This is a genomic window from Stenotrophomonas sp. CFBP8994, from assembly GCF_034044835.1.
In the GTDB taxonomy this organism is placed as follows: Bacteria; Pseudomonadota; Gammaproteobacteria; order Xanthomonadales; family Xanthomonadaceae; genus Stenotrophomonas; species Stenotrophomonas rhizophila_A.
This window is the reverse complement of sequence record NZ_JAXCWT010000003.1, coordinates 523,139-546,752: the sequence shown is the minus strand read 5'-3', so window position 1 is coordinate 546,752 and position 23,614 is coordinate 523,139. Positions and strand designations below refer to the sequence as shown.

The window sequence follows — 23,614 nt, the reverse complement described above, 5'->3', positions numbered from 1 at the left end:
TACATGCCCTGCGATGGGGGCGTGTGGCGGCGCGCACAAGGCATGCCGCGCAATCCGGGCAAAATCAGTTGCGGCCCTTGACCAGCGGCAGCTCGGCCTGCTGCCAGGCGGGCAGGCCGCCGTCGAGCACGTGCACCTGCTCGAAACCGGCCTTCTTCAAGGCCTTTGCGGCGGTTTCAGAGGCGGTGCCGGTGCGGCACACCAGCACCACCGGGCGCTGCTTGGCGTTGGCCACCAGCTTGTGCTCCGGCCCGAACTGGGCAGGCTGCACGTTGCGGCTGCCGGCAATATGGCCCTTCTCGAAATCGGTGCCCGCCGACAGGTCGACCACGACCGCGCCGCCAGCATTGATCAGCTGGGTCAGCTCGGCCGGCTTGATCGACTTGTAGCCGCGCAGCAGGCGGCGCACCTCGGTGACGAGGATGGCGACGGTCAGGCCCACGAAGGCCATCGACAACATCGGGTTTCGGCCGGCAAAGGCCAGCAACTCTTCGTAATTCACTTAGATCACGGGTCGATTAGCGGGCGCCGATTGTCGCACATGCGGGCGAACCGGCGTCCAGCCCTGGGCCAGCTCAGGATTCCTGCCACAGGTCCGGCAGCCCACTGGCCTGCAGCCAGCGCTTGCCATCGGCATCCCAGCGCCAGATTTCCTTGACCCGCACCGAACGTTCGGACTGGGTGTTGATATTGATCACCCGGACCTCGGCATTGCGGCCGATCCGGCCATCGGGCAGCGGCACGTTGTCGCCGGCGCGGTAGCTGGAGATCTTCACCTGCTCGAACCTGCGCAGTTCCAGGTCGGTCAGCGGGTGCTCCTTGGCGTAGGCCGGGTCCAGGTACGGCAGCATGTCTTCCACGGTGCCCCAGCGCATGGTCGAGTCGTACTTGACCTGGGTTTCCTCGAGCTGCTTGCGCTGCTTCTTGGTGGTTTTCTGCTCGCCGGCGAATGCCGACACGGAAGTCAGGGCCAGCAAGGCCAGCAGCAGGATCTGAAAGGTGCGACGCATGCGAATTCCCCAATCGGCAAGGCGCCCATCCTACCGCCTTGCGAAGGCAACGAAACGTCCGGTCAGTTCAGCTGCGGGCTTGCCGGCCTCGCCGGGCTGGCGGGCCACCACCTCGATGCGGGCCTTGCCGCGCTGGGCGAAGGTGGCCAGGAAGGTGTCCCAGTCCGCATCGTCGGCCGCCTGCGCCTGGGCCAGCAGGTCCTCATAGACCGGGGCCAGGTAGCGCACGTGGCTGTCGGCCACGTAGACATCGGCATCGAAGCCGGCCAGACGCAGGCGCAGGGTGACCAGCGCCCAGCCGGACAGGGTCAGCGCCGAGGACAGGCTGCCGCCGAAGGCGTTGCCCTTGTCATTGACGTTGGCGGCCAGCGGCGCGCGCAGGGCGAGCACGCCGTCGGCATAGGCATCCACGCGGATCTGCATGGCCGCTACCGGCGGCATGCGCTCCAGCACCTGCTGCAGTGCGGCCAGGTGCGCAGGGAGGGAATCTTGTTCAGACATCAGTACGGCGACGTTGCAACGAAGGCCTCGCATAATGCCCGCAATGAACAGCCACGCACATGTGCCGGATTGGACCCTGGTGTCGCTGCGCCCGCGCGGCCAGCACGCACCGCTGCGGCGCGCGGCCGAAGCGCTGGGCGCGCAGGTGATCGGCTTGTCGCCGTGGGCCCTGGTGGCGCGCCACGATGCGGGCACCCGCGCGGCCCTGGCCCAGGCGCTGGGCGCAGACCGCGTGGTGTTCAGCAGCCCGGCGGCGGTGCATGCCGCCGCGCGGCTGCAGCCGCTGCAGGCCCCGCACGCCGGCACCTGGCTGGCGGTAGGCGCCGGCACTGCCGCTGCGCTGCGCGGGCATGGCGTTGACAACGTGGTGGCTCCCACCCGGATGGACAGCGAAGGCCTGCTCGACCTGCCGGCGCTGGCCCAGCTGCAGGGGCTGCGCGCGGCGCTGGTCACCGCCCCCGGCGGGCGCGGCATCATCGCCAGTACGCTGCAGGCGCGTGGCGCGACGCTGCAGCGGGTGGATGTTTACCAGCGCAGAGCGCTGCGCCTGCCGCCCCGGCAACTGCAGCGGCTGCGCCACCAGGCCGGGCCGTGGGTGCTGGCGCTGAGCAGTGCCGAGGCCCTGGCGCTGCTCAGCGAACAGCTGCCGGCGGACCTGCTGGCGCAGCTTCGCCAGGCGCACGTGGTGGCCGCCAGCGAGCGGTTGGCAGCGCTGGCGACGGACGCCGGATTCACCCGGGTCACCCTCGCCGCCGGCCCGCTGCCGGCGCAGCTGGCGCAGGCCGCACACGCGGCTGTCACCACCGCAGCAACTTCCTGAACAGGGGTCGTTTGCGGCCTTGCAGGGCCTGCGGGCGGCGAGCGATGCTGTGCACTTCGTCGATCGCCAGCTCGTGAATGCACCGGCGCGGTCGACAAGGATGCCTGCATGAACGACATGGTTCCGCCCCCGCCCCACCGACCGCTGCGCTGGATCGTGCCGCTTGCCGCGCTTGCGGTGGTGGCCGCTGGCGCCGCGTGGGGCTGGACCCAATGGCAGGCGCAGCAGGCGCGTGTCGCGCAGCGCGAGGCCGATGCCGCCGTGCTCGTGCAGGGCCTGGCCGGCAGCGTGGAAGCGCTGCGCCGCGACCAGCGCTCCACCTCGCAGCGGGTGCAGGATGCGGCCGCCACCAACCGGGTGCTGCGCGATGAAATGCTGGGCCTGAGCCAGCGCAATGCCCTGCTGGAAGAGAACCTGGCACGGCTGGCCGACAGCACCCGCCACAACGCCCAGGCGCTGCAGCTGGAAGAGGCCGAACTGCTGCTCAGCCAGGCCGGCCAGCGCCTGGCGTTCGCCGATGACGTGGAGGGCGCCAAGCGCCTGTACGCCTTGGCGGCCACGGCGCTGGAAGACGTCCAGGGCACCGAGTTCCTCAACCTGCGCCAGGCCCTGATGCAGGAACGTAACGCGGTCGATGCCCTCGGTCCGGGCGTGCGCGCCGGCATCAACCAGCGCCTTGGCACCTTCTCGCAGTCGCTGCTGGCGCTGCCCGAACAGATCGCTCCGGCGACCGACACCGCCGCGCCGCCGTGGTGGCACCAAGTGCTCGCCCCGTTCGTGACCATCACCCCCACCGCGGTGCAGGGCCCCCTGACCCGCGCCGAGCGCACCGCCGCGTGGGATTCGCTGCAGCTGGAGCTGACCCTGGCCCGTGCCGCGGTTGAACGCGGCGACCAGGCCGGTTTCGAACAGGCATTGGACCGGGTGGCGCTGTGGATGCCGCGGCTGTGGCCGGATTCACCCGGCCTGCGCGAGCGTCGTGGTGAACTGCAGCAGTTGCGCACCCAAGTGCTACGCCCGCCGCTGCCCGAACTGGGCAGCACCCTGCAGCAACTGCGCGCCATGCGCGATGGGAGTTGATACATGAAGCCGATTCAATCCGTGGTGGTGCTGTTGCTGGCCGTGGTGCTGGGCGTGGTGGCCGCGCAATGGCTGGGCACCGAATCGCTGCGCCAGTACGGCGAGGTGATCTACCGCGCCGGCGGCAACGATTACCGCTCCACCGTGCCGCAGGTGGCACTGATGGTGCTGGTGGGCCTGCTGGTGCTGTGGCTGCTGTGGAGCCTGGTGGCCTCGCCGTTCCGTGCCTGGGGCCGCTACCGCCGCAAGCAGGGCCGCGCCCGCCTGATCGAAGGCATGCAGGCGCACGAGTACGGCCACTGGCAGCGCGCCGAGAAGCTGCTGGGCACCGCCGCCGAAGACGAAGAAGTGAGCGCGGTGGCCTACGTGACCGCCATCCGCAGCGCCGAAGCGCGCGGGGACCAGGCCGCGGTGGACCAGTACCTGCAGCGCCTGTCCACCACCGATGCGACCGCCTACGCGCTGATGCAGGCCGAACGCCTGCTGCAGCAGGAGCGCCCGGTGGATGCGATCAACGCGCTGGATGCCCCGGGCATCCAGCCGCTGCCGCCGCGCGGCCTGTGGCTGCGCACCGAAGCGTTGGCACGTGCCGACCGCGCGCACGAGGCTTATGGCCAGCTGGGCGCGCTGCGCAAGCAGAAGGTGCTGCCCGATGAGGCCGTGGCCGAACTGGAAGTGCGCCTGGCCGCGCAGTCGCTGCTGGAGGCCAGCGATGTGAATGCGCTGGCCGCGCAGTGGGAAGCCACCCCGAAGGCCCTGCGCAGCGACCCCGATGTGGTGTCGGCCTACGCGCTGCGCGCCGTGGCGCTGGATTGGGATGAACCGGCCCTGCTCAACCTGGAACAGGCGCTGGATACGCGCTGGGACGAATCGCTGGTGACGCTGTACGGTCAGATGCCGGTGGAGAAGCTGGCCACCCGCCAGGCCAACCTGCAGCGCTGGCTGGGCCAGCAGCCGTCCAGCCCGGCCCTGCTGCTGGCGCTCGGCCGCATCGCCGCGCGCCAGGGTGAGCACGTCCAGGCCGAGGATTACCTGCACCGTGCCATCGCCGCCGGCGCCGGCTCCCCCGCCTGGGAAGCGCTGGGTGAGGTCTTCACCGCACGCGGCGAACCCGCCTTGGCTGCGCAGTGCTACATCAACGCCCTGCGCCAGCAGCGCGGCGAAGACAGCGTGGTGCTCGCGCGCCCGGTCGCCCCACTGGCGGCCGTAGTGCCCGAACGCGCCACGGTCGAAGAACAATCCTTGATGAGCGAACCGCTGCCGGTGCGCGACATCCATCGCGACGAGCGCGATGAATACGGCAACCCGATCCGCTGACGCCGTCCCCAACAAAAAAGGCCGCCCAACCGGGCGGCCTTTTTTTTTGCGCGATGCGAACAACTCAGCGCTCGACGATCGCCACCACGCCCATGCCGCCGGCGGTGCAGATCGAGACCAGCGCGCGGCCACCGCCGCGTTCGGCCAGCTGCTTGGCCGCCGTGGCGATCACGCGTGCACCGGTAGCCGCAAACGGATGGCCGGTGGCCAGCGACGACCCCAACGGGTTGATCTTGGCCGGGTCGATCCTGCCCAGCGGCGCATCCAGGCCCAGGCGGTTGCGGCAGTAGTCTTCGCTTTCCCACGCACGCAGGGTGCACAGCACCTGCGCGGCGAAGGCTTCATGGATTTCGTAGATGTCGAAATCCTGCAGGGTCAGGCCATTGCGCTTGAGCATTTCCGGCACCGCGATGGTCGGCGCCATCAGCAGGCCTTCGCCGTGCACGAAATCAACGGCGGCCACCTGCGAATCGCGCAGGTAGGCCAGCGGTTCGTGGCCATGCGCGCGCGCCCATTCCTCGCTGGCCAGCAGCACCGCCGACGCACCATCGGTGAGCGGGGTGGAGTTCGCCGCGGTCAGCGTGCCGCGGCCGGAGACCTTGTCGAAGGCCGGCTTCAGCGTGGCGAGCTTTTCCAGCGAGGTGTCCGCGCGCAGGATGTTGTCGCGCTCCACGCCGCGGAACGGCGCGATCAGGTCATTGAAGAAACCGCGCTCATAGGCCGCGGCCAGCTTCTTGTGCGAGGACACCGCCCACTCGTCCTGCGAATCGCGGGAGATGTTCCACTCCTTGGCCATGTCTTCGCAGTGGTCGCCCATGCTCTTGCCGGTGCGCGGTTCGGCCACGCCCGGGAATTCCGGCTTCAGTTCGCCCAGCTTGAAGCCGCGCACGATCGCCTTGATCTTGTCGCCGGTGGTCTTGGCGCGGTTGGCGGCCAGCAGGCGGGCGCGCAGCTTCTTGCCGTACACGATCGGCACGTCGGAGGTGGTGTCCGAACCGCCGCCGATGCCCGATTCGATCTGGCCCAGCGCGATCTTGTTGGCCACCGCGATGATCGTGTCCAGCGAGGTGCCGCAGGCGCGCTGCATGGTGATGCCCGGGGTGAGCGGGGACAGGCCCGAGGACAGCGTAGCTTCGCGGCCCAGGTTCCAGTCGCTGGAATGCTTGATCACCGCGCCCATCGCCACTTCGCCCAGCTGCTGCCCGTGCAGGCCGAACCGTTCCACCAGCGCGCCAAGCGTACGTACCGACATGCCCAGGTTGCCAACGTCCGAATAGGCGGTGTTCTGGCGGCAGAACGGGATGCGGACGCCACCGAGAATGGCGACGGGACGAGCGTTGGGCATGGAGATACCTGGCATGGGAGGGGTGTCTGCAACATGGCCTGCACGAAGGAGCAGGCATAATGGGGCCAAGTGTAGCTGCCGCCCTGTGATGGGCCAACTGTGAACCCATGAGCAAACCCGACCCCGGCATGAATGCCCTTGGCGTACTGGCATTGGAACTGGCCGGAGGAGACGCCCCCCGCCACGCGGCCCTGACATCCGCGCAGGCGGGCGAACTGGCCGACCGCGTTGGCCGCGACCTGGCCAAGCTGGTACCCGGCGTGAGCGGACTCGATTTCGTGTTCGCCGGCGCCCATTTCGACCCCGCCGAAGTCCTGCGCCCCGGCTGGCCGATCCACCGCCGCCTGGAAGAACTGCAGATGCGTGCGCCCGGCCGCAACGAAGGCCCGCGCCTGCTGGCGTTCGGCGCCGGTGCCGACGGCGAAGTGCCGCTGCCGTTCCAGGCCGATGCGAGCCTCACCGGCGGTGGCCTGCGCGTGGTGCCGTTCCTGCTGACGGGCACCGACGTGGCCCAGACCACGGCCGTAGCCGAAGCACTGGAAGAGGTGCTGCTGGCCCAGGGCATGGCGCAGGCCGATACCGCCCTGCAGGCGCAGAATGCCTTCGGCGCGCAGATCGAGCACGCCCGGTATTTCACGGTGAACGACCTGGCCGCGATGATGTCGATGCAATACGACAACCAGGGCCTGGCCGAGTTGTGGCCGCTGATAGAAACGGCGCTGATGGCGCCGCAGTCGGAGCAGTGGCTGGACAGAGCGCCGGAACCGCTGCTTCGATACGCTGACGGCGAAGTGCGTATGGCACTGTTCGATCCGGCCGGCTGGTGCAGCTACTACAGCCACGACAAGGGCAACTGCGATCGCCTGCAGGGCATTTACGAGCAGTACCTGATGCGTCAGCGGCAGATGGCTGCCGTGCTGGAAGCGCACGGGCTGCCGGTGCTGTTCGTGCATTGCGAAGCGGGCCAGGATGCGCGGGAATTGTTGACCCGCTGACGGTGACGCCGCGCAGCCACGCAGGGCGTGGCGCTACCGTTCAAGAAAAACGCCGGCGATGCCGGCGTTCTTCGTTTCACGGGGCCGGCCAACGGCCGGCGCTACCGGTTACGGTGCGGCTTTGATGACCGCACACGCCAGGCGCGCACCGGCGTTGCCGGTCGGCTGGGTCTTGTAGTCGTCCGGGTCGGCATGCACGATCAGGCCACGACCGATGATGTCGCTGTCGTTGCCTTCGCCGATGTTGACGTTGGTCGACACGGCTGCATCCACCACCGCGTTGCCCTGGGCGTCGGCCTTGATGTTGGGGATGTCGCCACCGTGGTGCGGGGTGGTGGCCACGTTGCCGTGGTCTTCCTTGCTCGGATTGAAGTGGCCGCCGGCGCTGTCGCCGTTCGGCGCGCTGCAGTCGCCCTTCTCATGGATGTGGAAGCCGTGTTCGCTGTTCGGCTTCAGGCCGCTGACCTGGCCCTTCACGTGAACCTTGCCGTCGACGACGCTGAAGGTCACGTTGCCCTTCACGTCATTGCCCTGGGTCGGGGCCAGCTCGGCCACGGCGGTGTGGTTGGCGTGGGCTTCGCTGGTCATGGCCGGCGGCGCTTCGGTGGTGCGCGCGGTTTCGGCGATCGGCGGGGTGGCGGTGGCGGCATCGGCCGGCGCGTCGGCCGGCTTGTTGCAGGCGGTCAGGCCGATGGCGGCGATGGCGGCAAACAGCGAGGTATGGATCAGACGCATGTGGATCTCCTTGCGGGTAACGAGTGGAAAAGCGACGTCGGGGGGCAGCGCGTTCAGCGCGTGACCTTGATGACGCCGCAGGCGATGCGGGCGCCGGCATTGCCTGCCGGCTGGCTGCGGTAATCGTCGGCGTTGGCATGCACCACCAGCGCGCGGCCGACGATATCGGTGGCTGCAGCGCCGCCGAGGGTAACCGCTGGCAGGCGTACATCGACGCTGACCCGGCCCTGCGCGTCGGCGCGCAGGTTGTCCATGTCGCCAGCGTGATGCGCCCCAGCGCTATTGCGGCCATGCGGCTGGTTGGCCGGATTGAAATGCGGCCCCGCACTGCTGGCGTCAACGGCACTGCAGTCACCGCGCTCATGCACGTGGAACGCGGCGGTCTGCAACGGCTGCAGCCCACCGATGGTGCCGGTGATATGCACGCCCTGCGCATCGGGCACCAGCACCAGACGGCCGCTGACAATGCTTGCCGAGGCAGGCGCCAGGTTGGCTTCGGCCAGCTTGGCGGTGCTCACCACCGGTACGGCCGGCACCGGCGCGCTGCGCTGCTCGGGCGCGGAACCACAGGCGGCCAACACCAGCAGTGACGGGATCAGCAGGGCGAGGTGGGAACGACGCATCTGGAACTCCTTCTGTGCAAACTAACGTCATGGTCGTCCACGGACCATGAAAGGCACCGCGACGCGGTGCTTACATGCCATGGACAGGGATTCATCCGCCGCGCCGGCGCCCGGCGCCGAGCTTGCGGGTCAGCGTGTTGCGGCCCATGCCCAAGCGCGCGGCGGCTTCGGCACGGCGGCCGTGGGTGATCTGCAGGGCCGCCTCCAGCAGCGCCTGGTCCACCCGGTCGCGCACCTGCGCATGCAGGCCTTCGGCGCCCTCGGCCAGGCGCTGGCGCGCCCACGCTGACAGCATGGCTTCCCACTGGCTGGGGTCGCCCTGCGTGCGGGTGCGCGGCCCGGCACCGCGATGCAGCGCGCTGTCCACATCGGCCACGCCGATGGTGTCGGAGGCGGCCAGTGCGGCCATGCGCCAGCACACGTTTTCCAGCTCGCGCACGTTGCCCGGCCAGTCGTGCTCGCGCAGCGCCTGCAGCGCAGCGGCGGTGAGACGCTTCGGTGGCGTGTCCAGCTTGCGCGCCGCGGCGGCCAGGAAGGTGTCGGCCAGCTGGGCGACGTCATCGCGGCGCTCGCGCAGCGGCGGCAGGCGCAGCCGCACCACGTCCAGCCGGTGCAGCAGGTCGGCGCGGAAGCGGCCCTGCGCCACCAGCGTTTCCAGGTCCTGATGGGTGGCCGCAATCACCCGTACATCCACCCGGATCAATTCGCGCCCACCCACACGGAAGAACTCGCCCTCGGCCAGCACGCGCAGCAGGCGGGTCTGCAACGGCAGCGGCATGTCGCCGATTTCGTCCAGGAACAGCGTGCCGCCATCGGCCTGCTCGAAGCGGCCCACGTGCCGCCGTTGCGCGCCGGTGAACGCCCCGGCCTCATGACCGAACAGCTCGCTTTCCAGCAGTTCGGAGGGAATGGCCGCCGTGTTGAGTGCCACGAACGGGCCCTGCACGCGCGGCGATTCGTGGTGCAGCGCATGCGCCACCAGTTCCTTGCCGGTGCCGGTTTCGCCGTTGATCAACACCGACAGCGGCGCCTGCGCGAGGCGGCCGATGGCGCGGAACAGCGCGCGCATGGCCGGCGTGTCGCCGACCAGCTGCGGGCGCTGGTCAGGCGCGGACTCCACTGACGGGAGGCTGGGCTCGACCAGGGTGGTGTCCGGCTCCGGCAGCACGCGCTGGGCCAGGGCCACCGCATCGTCCAGATCGAACGGCTTGGACAGGAACTCCTGCGCGCCGCCACGGAACGCACCGGCGGTGCTGGCCACATCGGTATAGGCCGACATCACGATCACCGGCAGTTGCGGGTGCGCGGCCTTGAGCTTGTCCAGCAGCACCAAGCCATCATCGCCGGGCATGCGCACATCGGTGAACAACAGGTCCGGGGCGGGTTGGCTGGCCAGCATCTCCAAGGCCGCCGCCGCGCCATCAAAGCCTTCCACCGCATAGCCCGCATCGCGCAGCGCGGTGCACAGCACGAAACGTACCGCGCGGTCGTCATCCACTACCCAGACACGCTGGGCGGTGGCTTGGCTGTCATCCGCCATGCGCGGTCTCCTCGGCAGCGGGGGTGCCCTGCCCGATCGGCAGATGCACGGTGAATACGGTATGCCCCGGGCGCGAGCGGTAGGTCAGCGTGCCGCGGTGTTCGCGCGCCACCTGCTGGGCCAGCGCCAGGCCAAGCCCGGTGCCTTCGGCGCGGCCGCTGACCAGCGGCAGGAACAGGTGCTCGGCCAGCGTTTCGGGCACGCCACGGCCGTCATCGGCAATCTCCAGGCGCAGCGCCATCGGCTGCAGCTGGTCGCCGATGCGCACGCCATGTTCCACCCGGGTGCGCAGGGTGACGGTACCGGCGCCGGCCTGGATCGCATTGCGCACCAGGTTCCATATCGCCTGGGTGAGACGGTCGGCGTCGCCGTCGAATTCGGGAATGCTGGGGTCGTAATCGCGCTGCAGGCGCACCGCCCAGCCGCCTTCGCTTTCGGCCAGGCGCAGCACGCGCTCCAGAGAGGCGTGGATGTTGAGGGGCGCATGCGGCGCGGCCGGCGCCGGCGACAGCAGCTGTTCCAGCAGTCCGTTCAGGCGTTCAATCTCCGAGCCGATCAGCTCGATCAGCTCGCGCTCTTCCGGGTCGCGCTGGGCGCTGCGACGGGCCAGCAGCTGGGCCGCGCCCTTGAGGCCGGCCAGCGGGTTGCGCAGCTCGTGGGCCAGTCCTTTGAGGGCGGCACTGAGTGCGCTCGGTAGCGCCTGGGTCGGGTCCAGCCCGGGGAATTCATCCACCGGGTGCGCTTCCAGCAGCCAGCCGTCTTCCTCATGCCGGCTCAGCCAGCCCTCGGCGAAGCGCGGGGCCTCCCCGGGCAGGGCCAAGGCCAGGCGGTGCAGGCGCAGGGTGTCGCGCTCGCCGCGCGCCAGGAAGTGGGCCAGCGCCTCGCCCTGTACCTCCAGCGAGGCCAGTGGCTGGCCGAGCAGGCGACGCACGCTTACCCCCAGCCAGCGCGCAAAGGCGGGATTGCAGCCGGCGACGCGGCCTTCAGCATCGGCCCAGGCGACCGGGGTGCCAAGGACTTCGAGGGACGGAGACGGTGGTGCGGGGGTCATTGCACCAATGTAGTGCAAAACGAGGGTCTATTTCGCCTTCCGTCCGGGACCACGCAGCCACGCAGCCCGCCGCTAATCCACGAACACCTTCGCCCAGTCCTCCCGGACGCTGACCAGCGGCCACCCGCGCTCCTTCGCCAGCGCCACCGACTTCTGGGCGCCCGAGGTGTACGCAATGTCCCGCTCGTCATCATCGTGGGTAACCAGCAACGCCAGCGACGCGCCCTTTCCCTGCGTGGCGAACTGCAGCATCTGGATGTCGCCATTGGAATTGCCGGCAGCGAAGATCGGGCGCGCACCGATGCGGCTCCATATGCGCACCACTTTGTTCGGGCCGTCGTCGAACACCTCCAGTTTCGAGGTGTGGACCAGCTTGCCGATGCCGTCTTCTTCGCGGTACTGCAGCGCGACGGTGGTGCCGACCACGCGCTCGGGCGGAACGCCGTACAGCTCGCGGGTGATCGGCCGCATGAAATCGCGTCCGCCACCGGACACGATGTAGTTGGTGAATTGATTGGCTTCCAGGTACTGCAGCAGCTCGCGCATGGGCGCGTAGGCGGTTTTCAGGTAGGGGCGTTTCAGCACCGGGTTCTCCTCGCTGCGCAGGAACTGGTCGGCCTTGCTGGCGAACGACTCCACGTCATCTTCGGCATAGGCCGAAAGCAGGCCGGCCGCCATTTCCTTGAGCGTGGTGTCATCGCCCTCGTAATGCTTGGTGATGACATCGCCCAGCCACGCCTGGTCCTTTTCGTGAACGGCTTTCCAGGGTTGCCGGTCACGTAGCGCCGGGTCTGCTTCAGCCTGTTCGGCAATGCGGCGCAACAGGAAGCCGGCCTGGATCGGCGTGGGCTTTTCGCACCACAGGCAGCCGTCGTTGTCGAACACGGCGATCCGTGCGGCCGGCGGCACGTAGTCGGGGCCGTCCTCCAGGGTGACCCGTGCGACGAAGGCGATGATGGCCTGGCGCGTGGCGCCGGCGTTCCAGCTTTTGAGCAGTCCTTCGTGCATGGGTATGACTCGACGGGGCTTGAAGCTGGAATGCTAGCCCTGGCGCGCGGCGGCTACCTGCGCAGAATCACTGCGCCGGGCGCAGTAGTTCTACTGGGTGCGGCGCCTCAACGCCATGATCGCTTCCGGCAGCTCCACACGCATCTGTTCGCGCAGGGCCTCGGCAACCGCGTGGTAGCGGCGGCGCTGGATGAAGTAGCAGTACACGAACAACCCCAGCATCATCAGCATCGGCCAGGTGGAGGCGGCCACCATCGGCATGGCCACGCACAGCAACGCAATGGCCAGGGTCATCCAGTTGCAGATACCTTCCACCCGTACCTGGTTGCGCCTGGCGTCCACCACCACCAGGCCGCGCATTACCGGGTAGTAGCGCCCGGTGAAGCTGGTGAAGAAGCTTTCGCGGAATGCCATGCGGCCATCCGGCAGTGGACGGAATACCATCGGCATCCAGTCCGACGTGGCCACGTCGCGCTCCAGGCAGTTCAGCACCAGTCGGTGGCGCATCTCCGCGGTGGCGGGAATCCGCTCGTTGAACAGGCGGATGCCCGTTCCGAAGTAGAACGGGCTCCAAGCCAGTTGCAGCACGATCTCCAGGACCATCACCCCGACCACGATGTACCAGATTGCCATGTGGGTGTCCTCAGCCGCCGACGGGAGTGTGGGGCAGTGCTGCACCCTTGGGCCACAGCAACCACAGGTTGCCCTTCTGCTTCATGTCTCCGGCCAACTTGCCCGCGGCGTCGCCGGTGCCCCAGTAGAGGTCGGCGCGCACTTCGCCGGCGATGGCGCCGCCGGTGTCCTGCGCGGCCACCGGGCGCACCACCGGGCTGCCATCAGGGCGCGTGGTGGACAGCCACAGCAGGCTGCCCAGTGGCACCACGGTGCGGTCCACCGCGACGCTGTAGCCGGCGGTGAGTGGCACGTTCAACGAGCCGCGCGGGCCTTCGTCGCCGTCCGGCCCCTTGGTGAAGAACACATAGCTGGGGTTGCTGGCCAGCAGCTCGGTCACGCGCTGCGGGTGCGCATCGGCCCAGGCGCGGATCGCGTCCATGGTGACGTCTTCCTTCTTCAGCTCGCCCTGCGCCACCAGCCAGCGGCCGATCGGGCGGTAGGGATGCCCGTTCTGGTCGGCGTAGGCGATGCGCAGCTGGCGGCCGTCGTCCAGGCGGATGCGGCCGGAACCCTGGATCTGCAGGAACTGCAGGTCCATCGGGTTGGACAGCCAGGCCAGCACGGGCGCGTTGACGCCCTTGGCGGAGATCTTTGCTGCGTCGTCGTAGGGGCGAAGCACGCGCCCATCCACGCGGCCGCGCAGGCGCTTGCCATTGAGCTCGGGGTAGAGCTCATCGAGCTGCACGCTGACCATGTCGGTCGGCACGCCATAGACCGGTACGGGCGTCCTGGCAGTGCGGGTGAGGGTGCCGCTGTACACCGGCTCGTAGTAACCGGTGATCAGGCCATCGGCGCGGTGGCCGCCGGCACGGAGCGAATAGACCTCCAGATGGTCCTGCAGGAACTGGCGGATGGCCGTTGGGGTGTTGGCGATGTTGGCAGCCGCCGCGCAGGTGGGCGCCCAGGTGGCGTCACTCTTCAGCCGCGGGCAGGCGCTGCGCCAGGCACTGAAGCCGGCCTGCAGGTCGCTGTCGCTGACCGCGGGGAGCGCTTTCCAGTCCGCCTTTGCGTAGGTGGCGGGACTTGCAGACGGCGGCGCATCGGACTTGGGAGTGCTGACGCTGCAGGCGGTGAGCAGGGACAGACCTAGAAGGGTCAAGGCAGGGTGCCTGATTGCAGCGGTGATGCGCTTGGCCTTCATGGATGCTCGTTCTGGGCGGTATCAGCGATTGATTGTAGGGGGTTGCTGAAGCAGCGGACCAACCGGCCGCTCTACCGCTGCAGGAGCAGCGAATGCAGGATGCGGGCGTCCTCGACGTCGAGGGTGGGCGGCAGGTCGTCGCGGCCACGGAAACGGCGGTGGAAGGCGCCGGCGGCGGCGGCGCGGTCGTCCAGTGGGTAGCCGAAAGCCTCCAGCGCCAGCCACGGATCGAAGCCTTCCGGAGCGGGACCATCATTGGCGCGCGGCCACAGCCCGAAACCTGCTTCGGCCAGCTGTTGCCACGGGAAGTAGCGGCTGGGGTCCTGCTTGCGTGCGGGCGCCAGGTCGGCATGGGCGATGATCTGGCGGCGCGGGATGTCCAGGCGGGTACAGACATCGTTGAGTAGACGGATCAGCGCGGCGATCTGGGCCGGCGCGAACGGGCTGCTGCCGTCGTTGTCGATCTCGATGCCGATCGAGGCCGAGTTGAGATCGCTGATGCTGCCCCAGCGCCCGCCGCCGGCATGCCAGGCTCGGCGGTTGTCGGCGACCAGCTGATAGATGTGCCCATCCGCACCCACCAGATAGTGCGAGCTGACCCGGCCACCGCTATTGGCGGTACGCAGCGTGCGCAGACTCTGCTGCACGTTGTCCTGGTCGGTGTGGTGCAACACGATGATCACCGGGTTGCGCACGTTGTGGTTTGGCGAAGGCACCCACGTGGCGAGCGGGCTGCGCACGTCGGTGCTGGCGCACGCGGCGAGCAGGAGGGTGGCGAGCAGCACGAGCGGGTGGCGGACTTGGCGCATCACCCGATTGTGCTTGATTCGAGAGCGGGTTGCGCGGGTCCTGGCCTCACGACGAGGATGCGAGTCCTGGATCGCGAAATCCCACCCGTGCAGATTGGGGTCCACGTGCTTGCGCGGGTGATGAACGACGCCGTGCGTTCCCCGTGGCCCTGAACTTTCTTCCTTCTCAACCCCGAACGAACGACAGGTTATAGAGGAATGGCAGCCATGCAAGGAGGGCCAGTGCAATCTCAAGGATTCGCGCCCTCCTCCAATCGGTGATCCTGATGATGATCGCCATTGTCTGGATCAACAGCACCACCACGCCTGCCTGAACAACCTGCAGCGCACGCTCCGGGTTCAGATCGTAGACGTCAAACAGGCCAAGGGCTCCAGACGTGTATCTGTTGTAGGCCACCGCATGGAACAGCGCCGCGCACGCAATCCAGCCGACGTAGTAGACGATGTTGATCAGGCTCTTCATTGGGCTGCCTGGAAGGATGCATAGTCGTGGCGAGCGGGCAGAAATCGTAGCGCAACACGATGCTCGCCGGGTTGCGCACGTTTTGGATTGGGGCGGGCAGCCACGTGGCCAGCGGCTGCGCAAGGCGCATTCCACGAGCTACCTGGTGTCACGAGGGATTGCGCGATCAATGAACCGCACAAACGCGGTGTAAAGAAGGCCGCTCATTACGCCGATGAGCGAGAAGAGGATGAGTCGCCTGGGTGCCCAGTCCACCCAGAATTTTGGATTGGACCATATTGCTTCCCAGGCGCCGCGCGCGAACCCACCGTCCAGGACTAGCCAGCCCACCAAAGCCCCGGCCGCGCCAAAAACAATGTACCTGGGGCGCCATCTGGGGAAAATGCCGTCGACCAGCAAGACAAGTGGACATCCCACGATCAAGCCAATGATGGCACCTATGATCAGGAAAATGCCCAACACAGGCAGTGCACCATGCACCGACGTTCCGCTCGAGGACTTGACAGGGATCAGAAAGAACATGCCACTGGCCACTGCAGTGCTCAGTGGCACTGCAAGCATCCTGGCATGCAGGTTCCAAGCACTCATTGACAAACCTCAAATTTCTTTCCATCGATTATGGACGGCCAGCACTTGGCGGGCGGTGCGCCCGGTATCCACGGCAGCTTGTAGGAGTTGACCTCAGAGCCGATGTTATCTGTATTCGGCCCCGTTTCATCGTGGATCCGCCATTTGTGAAGTTGCGGTGCGAGAGCATTGGCATAGTCGAGGATCCAGACATGTGCGTCGCATCGCTGGGAACGGTCACCACCGGTACCCATAAGCCCAAACGGCATTGCCGACTGCGAGAGCCAGAAACAGGCAGCCCCCAGATAGGGCCGCGCCCGGCGACCGAAGTACTTCAATGCGTTCAACCAAACGCTTCTGCGCCTCACTCAGGGAGTCGCGCTTCAATCCAGCCCAAAGCATGAACATGTAGACCGATAACACTGCAAATACGATTGAATGCAACCACGCTGGAAGAACCGTTCCATTCATTACTACAAATCTCCAAGATGGAAAATTGGCGCGCTCGCGATATCGGGCAAATTGATCATTGAGCGGCTTACAGGCGCGGCTTTAGACGAAAGCGCCAAGACGCCGGTCTGCGCGCCGACCGATACGCCGACGCCTGCCTCGGCGCCGGAATAGCTGCTGACAGCTACGAAAGATCCAGCTCGCCGGGAGAGACTTCGCCACGATCCGCGAATTCCCAGAAGCATCTTTTGACTACGGACATTGAGAGGCTCACTCGGGCGTCGCGCTTCAGTGTCCGCTGACCCGCTCGAAGCTAAGACCCACCGCACCGGCAGCCTCGATACGCCGCTTCACTTCATCGCTGACGATCAATGCGCTTGGGTAACCCTTCAATCGAAACACGTGCCGCGATTCTGTCCTATCCTCGTCCAAGGTCATTTTGAAGAACGCTCGAATCTGTCCAGCCGAGTCTGGCCTTGCCACATCGCCGTCGTCGAACCTGACGAACTCTGAACGCGCCTCGTCGATACAGTCGACCTGTGTCTCAACAATCATGAGAAAATATTTATGATCCGTTTCCTGCCCTACGATAGTTACAGGCTCGAAGACAACGTTCTCATATGGCTCGTCGACCTCGGCCAAACCCCTCAATGCACTGAAGAGCCTCTCACTGACAACCGGGGCACTTGCGTATCCAGCCAGTGAATAGTCGACCTCGCGCCCAGGGTGCGTGACCGAGAGGCTATAGCTACCGGGCTCCATGAAGTTGACCGGCGGTTCGATCAGGTGCCAATTGTTGATGTGACTCACATCGCCCAGAACCCATCGGTCCAGGATAGCCAAGTCCGCCCGCATCAAGTAGCGCTCCATACGACCTCCCTGTCGGCAACTGTAGCCAATTCCTCGCCCCCCCACTAGCGATCAGACCAAAGCGGAAACGACTCGAAGAGTAATGGCGCTAGCATCGTCCACAGCTGAGACTGCCTCGTATATCGCCTCAGACGACGAACGTAGCGACTCTTCCTCGACCACAAACAGCATTGCTGACAAGGCGCGAGCCCTGCTGAATGCCGCGAGGCAACCGATGTCTTCCGATGAGTCACTGGCGTCATGGAGGTCGAAGTATTGCTTGTCGGCTTGTTCCAAGAGTGTCTTAACCTTCTCAATCGCAGAAGCTGCAACGCCGCGCGCTGAGTTCAGTTCGCCGAGAACGGAGAGCACGGCACTATCGTGCACCTGCGCATACTCGACTGCATAAGCACACGCCGCCAGTGCGGCAATCCTTCTTTGAGAAGGGCACGCCTGCCTCAATCGGATCATCAAATCCTCAGACAACGTTTCCAACCTCATCATTCTTCGCCCTGCTTCGGCATCGGCCATCGAAAACTTCCAAAGCCCCACACAAGTACCTATTGTAGCCATCGAGAAGCCACTGGACTTGCTGGACTGGGTGTTCTGGCGTTCTGGGTGTCCACCGTGTCTTGGAGCGCAACGAGCACGTGCCGCCGCCCGACTTGGAGCCGTGGCTGAACACACGGCCTTGGGCGTACACATACGCGCCGGCCTGCGCGGGTGCCCACTAGACCAACCTAGTTGCGCGACTACGTGCCCGGTAGCCTTGCCTCTTCGCCCTGGCTATTGCGACGATTCCAGATCAATCGTAAGAAGGTTGAACGTTAATCCGCTCGGTAGAGAGATCCAATGTGAACTCACAACCGCTCCAAGGTGCACGATCAGCCGTCAAGCCGGCAGCAACAGATCAATTTCGCAGCTCAACGAGTAGATCCATCAAAGACGAGTTAACTTTCGCTCCCGGTGCAAGCCAGCTCTTTTCTCCAGCGCCCTTAACCGAATCGTACGTAAGCCTGCATGCATCTGATTCCGGTGTAAGTTTGGCACTCATCACCATCTGAGCTTCACCGATTGGCGGAGCTTCCGACAAGATGGAAGCTATATCGGGATAGATATCATTGTCCGCGCGAGTCATTGGCCACCCGGTGAATTGTTGAAAGTGATGATTTCGGGGCGACCCCCGTTATCACCTTCTGCCGAGAGCTGCGCCCCCTGGCCGGTAATGGAGCCAGCGATTTCGCACGCACGTTGTTCCTGGCCCACCGGCATCTGAGGTTGTACCCAACCGACATTGATGATTGGATCTTTTACTTTGCAATTCTCGACACCCTTGAAGAAGCTCCTACTCGGGCCAAACAATCTCTTCGGCATTCATCCAGTGGAGTCTGCCGGGCATCTCTAGAGGTTTAACAAAGAAGTCCTCTACCGCATGCCATGCGGTCAGGGGTGAGACCAAGGAGCCAAGAGGAACGAACCGGTCGTCACCGACATCCACAATTGTGTTCATCTCATCCTTGCTTCCAATGGAGTAGTAGGCCTTCCTCCCCCTAGCAAGATCGTATCGAACAGACATTCGACCCTTTCCGTCATGCAGAACTACGAGGACTGCAAGTGAAAGTCCATCTTCTATGTAGCTAAAGACGCAGTCTCCGCCGCCCTTGTTCCACTCCGCGGCGGAATAGTTCAGGAAGCTTTCCGCGTACCGGGAAAGCTCGGGGGACCGATCCACTTCACGACGAAGAAATATGCAATTGAATTCTGACATCTGCCTTACTCACTAGGGGGACGCATGCGGGAGTTCAACGTAATTGCATTGCCATCCTTCATAACGATGTGAAGCGTATCAACCTTCGTTCTTCTCCGCCGAGTCCAGCACTGGAGCCTTGGCGACGCTCAGGTCAACCTGCAACAGCTGCCATTGATAACCTTAGAGCGGCAACCCGCGAGTGATGTCCTGATGGATCGCCCTTGCCCTGAGACTTGCCCATGCATCGGCACGGAAACGAGTCACAGCGATATCTGCAATGTCATGATATTGACGCGCCGCTTCAATTGAGGCGCACGATTGCGGGTCCCTAAGGAACGCATCCAGAGATCCAGCATCACTTTTTCCGTCAGGGTCCTGAGCGGCGTCAACCGCATTTGCGAGCTCGACTGCGATCATCAGAACTCTCTCCGGCGGGATGGTTTGCTCACCCAGCGCTTCCTTTGTCATCAGAATCGAATCTGTCGCCATGACTACCAGCTCATCAGCCAGAGACTCCAGTTCGAACTCGTCTGGGACGGATAACTGCATGGGTTTCATAGGCTTGCGGTCCCACATGGCGTCCAGCAAGTCTCTCAGGCGAGATGGATCACAAGCGTCGCGAGTATCGGGGCGAGAAATCACAAAGAACATCCGCTCGCACGCAGACAGCATTACTGCGACCCCGGAATCTTGATCCAGGGACGCAAGTCTTTTGGTCAGATTTTCAATGTATTGGTCATACAAATCGATCATTCTGATGTTCTCTTTCGTGGGCGCGGATGGAGCCTTGAGGGCGTTTCTGGAGGATTGATCGGACGGGTCACTTTCCCTCCGTTCTGGGAAGCAGCGCCGGTCGCGTTGCGAACTCCAGCTTCGGCTTGCGCTCCCTCACAACTTCCGCAAGCGTAGTGACTCGATGCCTGTAGGGTTCCGCCGGGTTCTCAATTGCCTGCATGCCTCGACGTTAGGCGTGATTACCCTTCTCGCCTGGCGCATTTGTCCGTGTTGTCCCTCTGACAAATATGACGCTGTCTCCAAAGATCTCCCGAGCCAGCTTCTGCTGTGCGATCGACGGAACGGAATTGTTGTTGGATATGATCACTTTACCATCCGGAGTGACCGAGACGGTTGTCACCTTCCTCGCGCGTACAGATGGAGACCCGAGAACTGCGTGGAGAGCGTCGACCGCATCCTGCAACTGTCGATTGGTGAATTTTCCCGCGACAGGGTGGAGCGTGCCGACGCCCTCTCCAGAACCGGGGATCCCCTTCGGTCCGCCTCGCGAGATGGACTGCATGCCGCTGTCGCCAAGCCCCGCAGGACTACTGACAGCATCAACGATCATCTGCTCAAGCAGCGCATTAAAGCCTCCAGTGCCTGGCTTTGACTTTAGTGCACTTCGCAGCGCCGCAAGTTCACCCATGCTGACCACGGCATTCGTTGGCCTGACCTTGACCGATCAAGTAGCCGAAGTTATGGGGAGCCGGCACCCTCGTGAAGTTTCAGCGACGCCGATTGGACGTTTCCAGTAGAGGCGAATTCATGAAAGCACATTCTTACCGGCTCGATGTCACGTGTCGTCATGCATCGCTGATACAGGTCCCCAAGGATTTCAATCTCACCTTCGCCCGCAGTGGGATTTGTGATGGTATCTACCTCGTGATCTCCGTCGTCGGTGTAGCGACTAAGCATAAGCATGAAGTTTCCGCTGTCTGCATATAGTGCTAGTTCGTAGACTCCGACCTCAGGCACGGGATCTTCACTCAGGCTGACAATTCCGCTCATTGCCGAAAATAGCTGCAGCGCAGCGTCAATCTCTTCATTGGAAGGATCATTCCGAACTGGCAGCTGCGTGCGCGCAGCATCCGAACTTACGTAGAATCCGGCTAGTTTCACGATTGCTTCTCTCTGATTGAGCGCATACCCTGGGTCCAATAGCAGGTCTTTGGTAGACCGGTCTTGTTGTCAACCGCTCTGACACTAAGGGAATTCAAGCCAGCAGCCTGGGCCGCCGCAGCGATGTCGCCCTTACAGAATCCGCAGACGTCTTTTCCGGAGACAGAGATGCTCATGTCCGCACCGACCGCAAGCCCAGCATCATGCACCTTCTGGATAACAGCGATCTCTGCATGAGCCGTCGCCATGTTGCCATTGGGCAACACCTTGCCTGACCTCTCTGATCGAGCAGCGACGCGATCCGCTATCAGCGTTGGTATGCCGGAATTTCCTTGGTCAAATTCTCTCGCAGTCTGATTGTAGTCTACGAAGGTTCTTCCTCCAATGGTGGTCGTGGCAGTGACAGTTGGAACGACAATTCGGTCCGACAGACCGCCACCGTTCTGAGGCGGAAGGCTAAGAGCATTTGTTTGAGGCACCTCCAGCTCAGAGGGGGTGGCCGCCGGCGGCTTTCGGATGCCAAGTGACCCCGTTACAGGGGCAACTCCAGATTTCACCGTCGCAGCGTTCTCCAGTAGATTTGCCAGTCCCCCTACTGTCAAAGTGAGTGATCGACGACGCTCTTCACTCATGTCGGACGCACTTGCAGCAAGGTAAGCGGCGCTCGCGAGCGCACTGTTTATCTGAGCATCCTGGACCGCAAAGAAGCTGCGCCAAGCCATGTTGGTCGGAAGGTAGTCTTCTGACCGGAAGCTTTCCAAGCCTGACCTGAGCAGTCCTTCCATGTAGGTGCTCTCGTTGCTGGTCTTCTCTCTGTATATGTACCTTTCAAACCAGGTCAGGTTTGTATCCGAATACGCATGCTTGTCTACGCTGAGTCCTGCGTAGGGGAAGCCGATTACGGTGTCCGGACCCGTTCCAGATAGCTGTCCGGTCACCTGACCGCCGGGCGTCAAGCCTCCGCCGTTCTGGGATACGTAGGTGCTGTAGTAGATATCCCAGTTTGCCTGCTCAACAGGCGTCAGCTCGACACCAGCTTGAATCTTACGAAGCAGTCCTGCGCTCATCTGATCACCGGCATCAAGACGGACGAGCTCCGTCCACTCCTGCTGGTTCAGATTTTCGCCTTGGGCACGCCTCTCCCGAAGATCGCGCAAGCGATCCCTGTCCTTCGGGCCAAGAATATTATTCTTCACTGAGTTCTCGGCAAGCATCGCGCCGAGCGAGGCTTCTGCCAGTCCACCGTCACCTAGGCCGCCGGCCAGCGCTCCGACTGCTTGTGAGAGCGCCAAGACAGTCTGCTTCTGCTGCTCATCAAGCGCCCCCGGGCTCTGTATCGTAGAGAGCGTGGGCGAGATACTTTGCGGCCAACTCACCACCGACCGCCGCCACGGCACCGTTGCCCGCTGATCCAGCATTAGCCTCAGCAAGCAGAGCTCCCAGCAACGCATGCGAGATCAACTGCATCGTGGCGTTCGGATCTTTCCCGTGGTTGGGGTCAAACCTGCTGCCAATGAACTCGGCTGCGTAAGGTGCCAGCGCATTAGCTGCCACCTGCCCGCTGCCCTGCCCGGCCACGCTACCGACGATGGCGGTTGTCACTGCCTCCAAAGCGCGGCTGTAGTCCCCTCCAATGCCCCACTTCTGGGCGTCGATGTAGGCGGCGCTATGCTTAGACAGGAATGCCTCCTTGCCGGCATTATCCAACCCCAAATAGCGGGCGTGGGCTTCCGGATCGCTTTTCTCCAAATCCGAGAGGTACGCGACTGCCGCCTGCTTGCTCTTGTAGGTAAGGACGTCGCCCGCAATCTGCTTACTGGTAACCATCACCGTACCCGCGGCCGACGACATCGCCTGCTGTTCCTGCATCAACTTCTGCAGGTCCGGCAGATTGCTGATTGCCTCATGCGCCTTGCTGGCATCGGTGTTCACGCCCAGCTCGGCAGGGGTGACCTTCTTGCCTCCGATGGTGATGTTGCCTTCGGTCAGTGTGGCGTAGGTGGTGGAGCTGTCGCTGCCACTGCTGATTATCGGCATTCCACCGCCGAAGTTGGGGCCTCCCGGGCTGCCAACCAGTTGGCTTTCTACGTTGCTGCCAATTTCCTTGAACTGGCCGGGCGCGTTCTGGCTTGCGCCCCCCTCGCCGAGCTTGCCACCGTACCCACCACTGATGCTTGCCGAGCTCGTCCGGTAGTCCATCTCATTCTTGAGATCGGTGAAGGTGAAACTCTCGGCGGTCAGCTCACTGTTGGCCCCATTGGTGCTGGCAATGGCGCCGCCCACCAGGTTCACGTGTCCGGCGTCTACGTGGTAGCCGCCGTCGCCCGCGAACAGCCCGGACTGCTGGCCAACGCCCTTGTAGCTGCCGTTGGCTTTGCCCGCACTGGCATAGCCGCTGGCATCCCACGCGGTGCCGACCGACACCTGCACGCGCCCGCCCACCTGGCTGTCCTTGGACATGCTTTCGGCAACGTCCTGCAGCGATTCAATGGTCAGCGTGCCGCCAGTCTTGACGTCGATGCGGTCCGCGGTTGCGGTGGCGCCGCGCAGGGTGGTGTCACCCTCGGCCTTGAGCGAGATGTTCTGGCCGGTCAGGGCGGTGTTCTGCCAAGTGCTGCTGTCGGCGTTGGACTTGCTGCTGCCCACGCTGGCTTCGGGGCCAGGTCCCAGCCCTTGCCGCCGCTCTGGCTGGTGCTTGTTTCGATGCAGTGGGCGACGTCGAACTCGATGTCCTTGGTAGCCAGCAGCAGCGCGCTGCCCTCGGCCGACAACTGCACGCCCTGACTAGTCGGGCGGCTGCGCGACGAATGCCTCAACGAGCATTGGTTTCCGACATTGCTTCATGCCCGTACCAGCATCGAAAGCTGGCGGCGCGACTACAACGAAGAAAGACCCAAGCGAGCGTTTGGCGGGCAAAGACCCGCCCAGTACGCCGCGCAGTTGGCGGCGAGGAAAGATAACATCAGCAACGGACTCTAAACCCGCCTGC

26 protein-coding genes and 1 pseudogene are annotated in these 23,614 nt (G+C 64.6%); 5 read left to right on the top strand and 22 right to left on the bottom strand.

Annotation, left to right across the window (positions count from 1 at the left end; genetic code table 11):
• Positions 1-64: 64 nt before the first annotated feature.
• The 3 genes from SOM39_RS10865 to SOM39_RS10855 all read right to left on the bottom strand — a co-directional run bounded on the left by SOM39_RS10865 (position 65) and on the right by SOM39_RS10855 (position 1,511).
• Complete coding sequence (locus tag SOM39_RS10865) at positions 65-502, bottom strand: rhodanese-like domain-containing protein (protein WP_184126254.1); 438 nt, start codon at positions 500-502, stop codon at positions 65-67.
• 73 nt (positions 503-575) lie between these two features.
• On the bottom strand, positions 576-1,010 hold the full coding sequence (locus tag SOM39_RS10860; RefSeq protein WP_249833460.1) for a hypothetical protein: 435 nt from the start codon (positions 1,008-1,010) through the stop codon (positions 576-578).
• Positions 1,011-1,040: 30 nt separating this feature from the next.
• A complete protein-coding gene (locus tag SOM39_RS10855) occupies positions 1,041-1,511 on the bottom strand; it encodes a YiiD C-terminal domain-containing protein (RefSeq protein ID WP_068848272.1) in 471 nt (156 codons plus the stop codon).
• 43 nt (positions 1,512-1,554) lie between these two features.
• Here SOM39_RS10855 and SOM39_RS10850 point away from each other — a divergent pair, with 43 nt between their 5' ends.
• The 3 genes from SOM39_RS10850 (at position 1,555) to SOM39_RS10840 (ending at position 4,728) form a co-directional block, all read left to right on the top strand.
• Entirely contained in the window at positions 1,555-2,331 is a 777-nt protein-coding gene (locus SOM39_RS10850) for a uroporphyrinogen-III synthase (RefSeq protein ID WP_320458329.1), read from the top strand.
• 108 nt (positions 2,332-2,439) lie between these two features.
• Positions 2,440-3,411 carry a uroporphyrinogen-III C-methyltransferase gene (locus SOM39_RS10845; protein ID WP_320458328.1) on the top strand — a complete coding sequence of 324 codons (972 nt, stop codon included), beginning with the start codon at positions 2,440-2,442 and terminating at the stop codon, positions 3,409-3,411.
• A 3-nt stretch (positions 3,412-3,414) separates the two neighbouring features.
• Positions 3,415-4,728 carry a heme biosynthesis protein HemY gene (locus tag SOM39_RS10840; protein ID WP_320458327.1) on the top strand — a complete coding sequence of 438 codons (1,314 nt, stop codon included), beginning with the start codon at positions 3,415-3,417 and terminating at the stop codon, positions 4,726-4,728.
• Positions 4,729-4,792: 64 nt separating this feature from the next.
• Here SOM39_RS10840 and SOM39_RS10835 read toward each other — a convergent pair whose 3' ends face one another.
• Entirely contained in the window at positions 4,793-6,088 is a 1,296-nt protein-coding gene (locus SOM39_RS10835) for an acetyl-CoA C-acetyltransferase (RefSeq protein ID WP_095362474.1), read from the bottom strand.
• Between the two features lie 92 nt (positions 6,089-6,180).
• Here SOM39_RS10835 and SOM39_RS10830 point away from each other — a divergent pair, with 92 nt between their 5' ends.
• Positions 6,181-7,068 (top strand): hypothetical protein, encoded by an 888-nt coding sequence (locus SOM39_RS10830; RefSeq protein ID WP_068848262.1) that lies wholly within the window; start codon positions 6,181-6,183, stop codon positions 7,066-7,068.
• A gap of 108 nt (positions 7,069-7,176) precedes the next feature.
• Here SOM39_RS10830 and SOM39_RS10825 read toward each other — a convergent pair whose 3' ends face one another.
• The 18 genes from SOM39_RS10825 to SOM39_RS10740 all read right to left on the bottom strand — a co-directional run bounded on the left by SOM39_RS10825 (position 7,177) and on the right by SOM39_RS10740 (position 23,271).
• Positions 7,177-7,803, bottom strand: coding sequence for a superoxide dismutase family protein (locus SOM39_RS10825; protein WP_184126260.1), 627 nt, complete (start codon positions 7,801-7,803; stop codon positions 7,177-7,179).
• Positions 7,804-7,856: 53 nt separating this feature from the next.
• On the bottom strand, positions 7,857-8,426 hold the full coding sequence (locus tag SOM39_RS10820; protein WP_320458326.1) for a superoxide dismutase family protein: 570 nt from the start codon (positions 8,424-8,426) through the stop codon (positions 7,857-7,859).
• A gap of 91 nt (positions 8,427-8,517) precedes the next feature.
• Positions 8,518-9,966 carry a nitrogen regulation protein NR(I) gene (ntrC, locus tag SOM39_RS10815; protein WP_320458325.1) on the bottom strand — a complete coding sequence of 483 codons (1,449 nt, stop codon included), beginning with the start codon at positions 9,964-9,966 and terminating at the stop codon, positions 8,518-8,520.
• Complete coding sequence (locus SOM39_RS10810) at positions 9,956-11,017, bottom strand: two-component system sensor histidine kinase NtrB (RefSeq protein ID WP_068848254.1); 1,062 nt, start codon at positions 11,015-11,017, stop codon at positions 9,956-9,958. The genes ntrC and SOM39_RS10810 overlap by 11 nt, the downstream gene beginning before the upstream one ends.
• 72 nt (positions 11,018-11,089) lie before the next feature.
• On the bottom strand, positions 11,090-12,025 hold the full coding sequence (locus tag SOM39_RS10805; RefSeq protein ID WP_320458324.1) for an HAD family hydrolase: 936 nt from the start codon (positions 12,023-12,025) through the stop codon (positions 11,090-11,092).
• Between the two features lie 90 nt (positions 12,026-12,115).
• On the bottom strand, positions 12,116-12,658 hold the full coding sequence (locus tag SOM39_RS10800; protein WP_320458323.1) for a hypothetical protein: 543 nt from the start codon (positions 12,656-12,658) through the stop codon (positions 12,116-12,118).
• Between the two features lie 10 nt (positions 12,659-12,668).
• Positions 12,669-13,841: a murein transglycosylase A gene (locus SOM39_RS10795; RefSeq protein ID WP_320458322.1), complete on the bottom strand. Its 1,173-nt coding sequence runs from the start codon at positions 13,839-13,841 to the stop codon at positions 12,669-12,671.
• 71 nt (positions 13,842-13,912) lie between these two features.
• Positions 13,913-14,650, bottom strand: a complete 738-nt coding sequence (locus tag SOM39_RS10790) for an N-acetylmuramoyl-L-alanine amidase (protein ID WP_320458321.1) — start codon at positions 14,648-14,650, stop codon at positions 13,913-13,915.
• Between the two features lie 166 nt (positions 14,651-14,816).
• Positions 14,817-15,113, bottom strand: coding sequence for a hypothetical protein (locus tag SOM39_RS10785; protein WP_249833450.1), 297 nt, complete (start codon positions 15,111-15,113; stop codon positions 14,817-14,819).
• Between the two features lie 584 nt (positions 15,114-15,697).
• The gene (locus tag SOM39_RS10780; protein WP_320458320.1) at positions 15,698-16,027 is read right to left on the bottom strand and encodes a hypothetical protein; all 330 of its coding nucleotides are present in this window, start codon (positions 16,025-16,027) and stop codon (positions 15,698-15,700) included.
• A gap of 391 nt (positions 16,028-16,418) precedes the next feature.
• Complete coding sequence (locus SOM39_RS10775; RefSeq protein ID WP_320458319.1) at positions 16,419-17,000, bottom strand: imm11 family protein; 582 nt, start codon at positions 16,998-17,000, stop codon at positions 16,419-16,421.
• Positions 17,001-17,051: 51 nt separating this feature from the next.
• Entirely contained in the window at positions 17,052-17,510 is a 459-nt protein-coding gene (locus tag SOM39_RS10770) for a hypothetical protein (RefSeq protein ID WP_249833448.1), read from the bottom strand.
• Positions 17,511-18,324: 814 nt separating this feature from the next.
• A complete protein-coding gene (locus tag SOM39_RS10765; protein ID WP_320458318.1) occupies positions 18,325-18,747 on the bottom strand; it encodes a hypothetical protein in 423 nt (140 codons plus the stop codon).
• A 162-nt stretch (positions 18,748-18,909) separates the two neighbouring features.
• Positions 18,910-19,482, bottom strand: a complete 573-nt coding sequence (locus SOM39_RS10760) for a hypothetical protein (RefSeq protein ID WP_249833446.1) — start codon at positions 19,480-19,482, stop codon at positions 18,910-18,912.
• 211 nt (positions 19,483-19,693) lie between these two features.
• Positions 19,694-20,152 (bottom strand): hypothetical protein, encoded by a 459-nt coding sequence (locus SOM39_RS10755; RefSeq protein WP_249833445.1) that lies wholly within the window; start codon positions 20,150-20,152, stop codon positions 19,694-19,696.
• A gap of 50 nt (positions 20,153-20,202) precedes the next feature.
• Complete coding sequence (locus tag SOM39_RS10750; RefSeq protein WP_249833444.1) at positions 20,203-20,625, bottom strand: DUF6911 family protein; 423 nt, start codon at positions 20,623-20,625, stop codon at positions 20,203-20,205.
• Positions 20,622-21,917, bottom strand: coding sequence for a cytidine deaminase-like fold-containing protein (locus tag SOM39_RS10745; protein WP_249833443.1), 1,296 nt, complete (start codon positions 21,915-21,917; stop codon positions 20,622-20,624). The genes SOM39_RS10750 and SOM39_RS10745 overlap by 4 nt, the downstream gene beginning before the upstream one ends.
• A gap of 22 nt (positions 21,918-21,939) precedes the next feature.
• Positions 21,940-23,271 carry a hemagglutinin repeat-containing protein gene (locus SOM39_RS10740; RefSeq protein WP_249833442.1) on the bottom strand — a complete coding sequence of 444 codons (1,332 nt, stop codon included), beginning with the start codon at positions 23,269-23,271 and terminating at the stop codon, positions 21,940-21,942.
• A 144-nt stretch (positions 23,272-23,415) separates the two neighbouring features.
• On the opposite strand from SOM39_RS10740, the pseudogene SOM39_RS10735 reads away from it, so the two are divergent.
• Positions 23,416-23,604: pseudogene (locus SOM39_RS10735) on the top strand (integrase core domain-containing protein); the annotation flags it as partial.
• Between the last annotated feature and the right edge of the window lie 10 nt (positions 23,605-23,614).

What these genes read in the sequence shown, in the direction of transcription:
- SOM39_RS10845 (WP_320458328.1), top strand. Translation starts at nt 2,440, where the DNA reads ATGAACGACATGGTTCCGCCCCCGCCCCACCGACCGCTGCGCTGGATC.
- SOM39_RS10860 (WP_249833460.1), bottom strand. Translation starts at nt 1,010, where the DNA reads ATGCGTCGCACCTTTCAGATCCTGCTGCTGGCCTTGCTGGCCCTGACT.
- SOM39_RS10840 (WP_320458327.1), top strand. Translation starts at nt 3,415, where the DNA reads ATGAAGCCGATTCAATCCGTGGTGGTGCTGTTGCTGGCCGTGGTGCTG.
- SOM39_RS10755 (WP_249833445.1), bottom strand. Translation starts at nt 20,152, where the DNA reads ATGGGTGAACTTGCGGCGCTGCGAAGTGCACTAAAGTCAAAGCCAGGC.
- SOM39_RS10850 (WP_320458329.1), top strand. Translation starts at nt 1,555, where the DNA reads ATGAACAGCCACGCACATGTGCCGGATTGGACCCTGGTGTCGCTGCGC.
- SOM39_RS10790 (WP_320458321.1), bottom strand. Translation starts at nt 14,650, where the DNA reads ATGCGCCAAGTCCGCCACCCGCTCGTGCTGCTCGCCACCCTCCTGCTC.
- SOM39_RS10810 (WP_068848254.1), bottom strand. Translation starts at nt 11,017, where the DNA reads ATGACCCCCGCACCACCGTCTCCGTCCCTCGAAGTCCTTGGCACCCCG.
- SOM39_RS10835 (WP_095362474.1), bottom strand. Translation starts at nt 6,088, where the DNA reads ATGCCAGGTATCTCCATGCCCAACGCTCGTCCCGTCGCCATTCTCGGT.
- SOM39_RS10770 (WP_249833448.1), bottom strand. Translation starts at nt 17,510, where the DNA reads ATGGCCGATGCCGAAGCAGGGCGAAGAATGATGAGGTTGGAAACGTTG.
- SOM39_RS10825 (WP_184126260.1), bottom strand. Translation starts at nt 7,803, where the DNA reads ATGCGTCTGATCCATACCTCGCTGTTTGCCGCCATCGCCGCCATCGGC.
- SOM39_RS10765 (WP_320458318.1), bottom strand. Translation starts at nt 18,747, where the DNA reads ATGTCAGAATTCAATTGCATATTTCTTCGTCGTGAAGTGGATCGGTCC.
- SOM39_RS10800 (WP_320458323.1), bottom strand. Translation starts at nt 12,658, where the DNA reads ATGGCAATCTGGTACATCGTGGTCGGGGTGATGGTCCTGGAGATCGTG.
- SOM39_RS10785 (WP_249833450.1), bottom strand. Translation starts at nt 15,113, where the DNA reads ATGAAGAGCCTGATCAACATCGTCTACTACGTCGGCTGGATTGCGTGC.
- SOM39_RS10775 (WP_320458319.1), bottom strand. Translation starts at nt 17,000, where the DNA reads ATGGAGCGCTACTTGATGCGGGCGGACTTGGCTATCCTGGACCGATGG.
- SOM39_RS10830 (WP_068848262.1), top strand. Translation starts at nt 6,181, where the DNA reads ATGAGCAAACCCGACCCCGGCATGAATGCCCTTGGCGTACTGGCATTG.
- SOM39_RS10855 (WP_068848272.1), bottom strand. Translation starts at nt 1,511, where the DNA reads ATGTCTGAACAAGATTCCCTCCCTGCGCACCTGGCCGCACTGCAGCAG.
- SOM39_RS10820 (WP_320458326.1), bottom strand. Translation starts at nt 8,426, where the DNA reads ATGCGTCGTTCCCACCTCGCCCTGCTGATCCCGTCACTGCTGGTGTTG.
- SOM39_RS10795 (WP_320458322.1), bottom strand. Translation starts at nt 13,841, where the DNA reads ATGAAGGCCAAGCGCATCACCGCTGCAATCAGGCACCCTGCCTTGACC.
- SOM39_RS10760 (WP_249833446.1), bottom strand. Translation starts at nt 19,482, where the DNA reads ATGATCGATTTGTATGACCAATACATTGAAAATCTGACCAAAAGACTT.
- ntrC (WP_320458325.1), bottom strand. Translation starts at nt 9,966, where the DNA reads ATGGCGGATGACAGCCAAGCCACCGCCCAGCGTGTCTGGGTAGTGGAT.
- SOM39_RS10805 (WP_320458324.1), bottom strand. Translation starts at nt 12,025, where the DNA reads ATGCACGAAGGACTGCTCAAAAGCTGGAACGCCGGCGCCACGCGCCAG.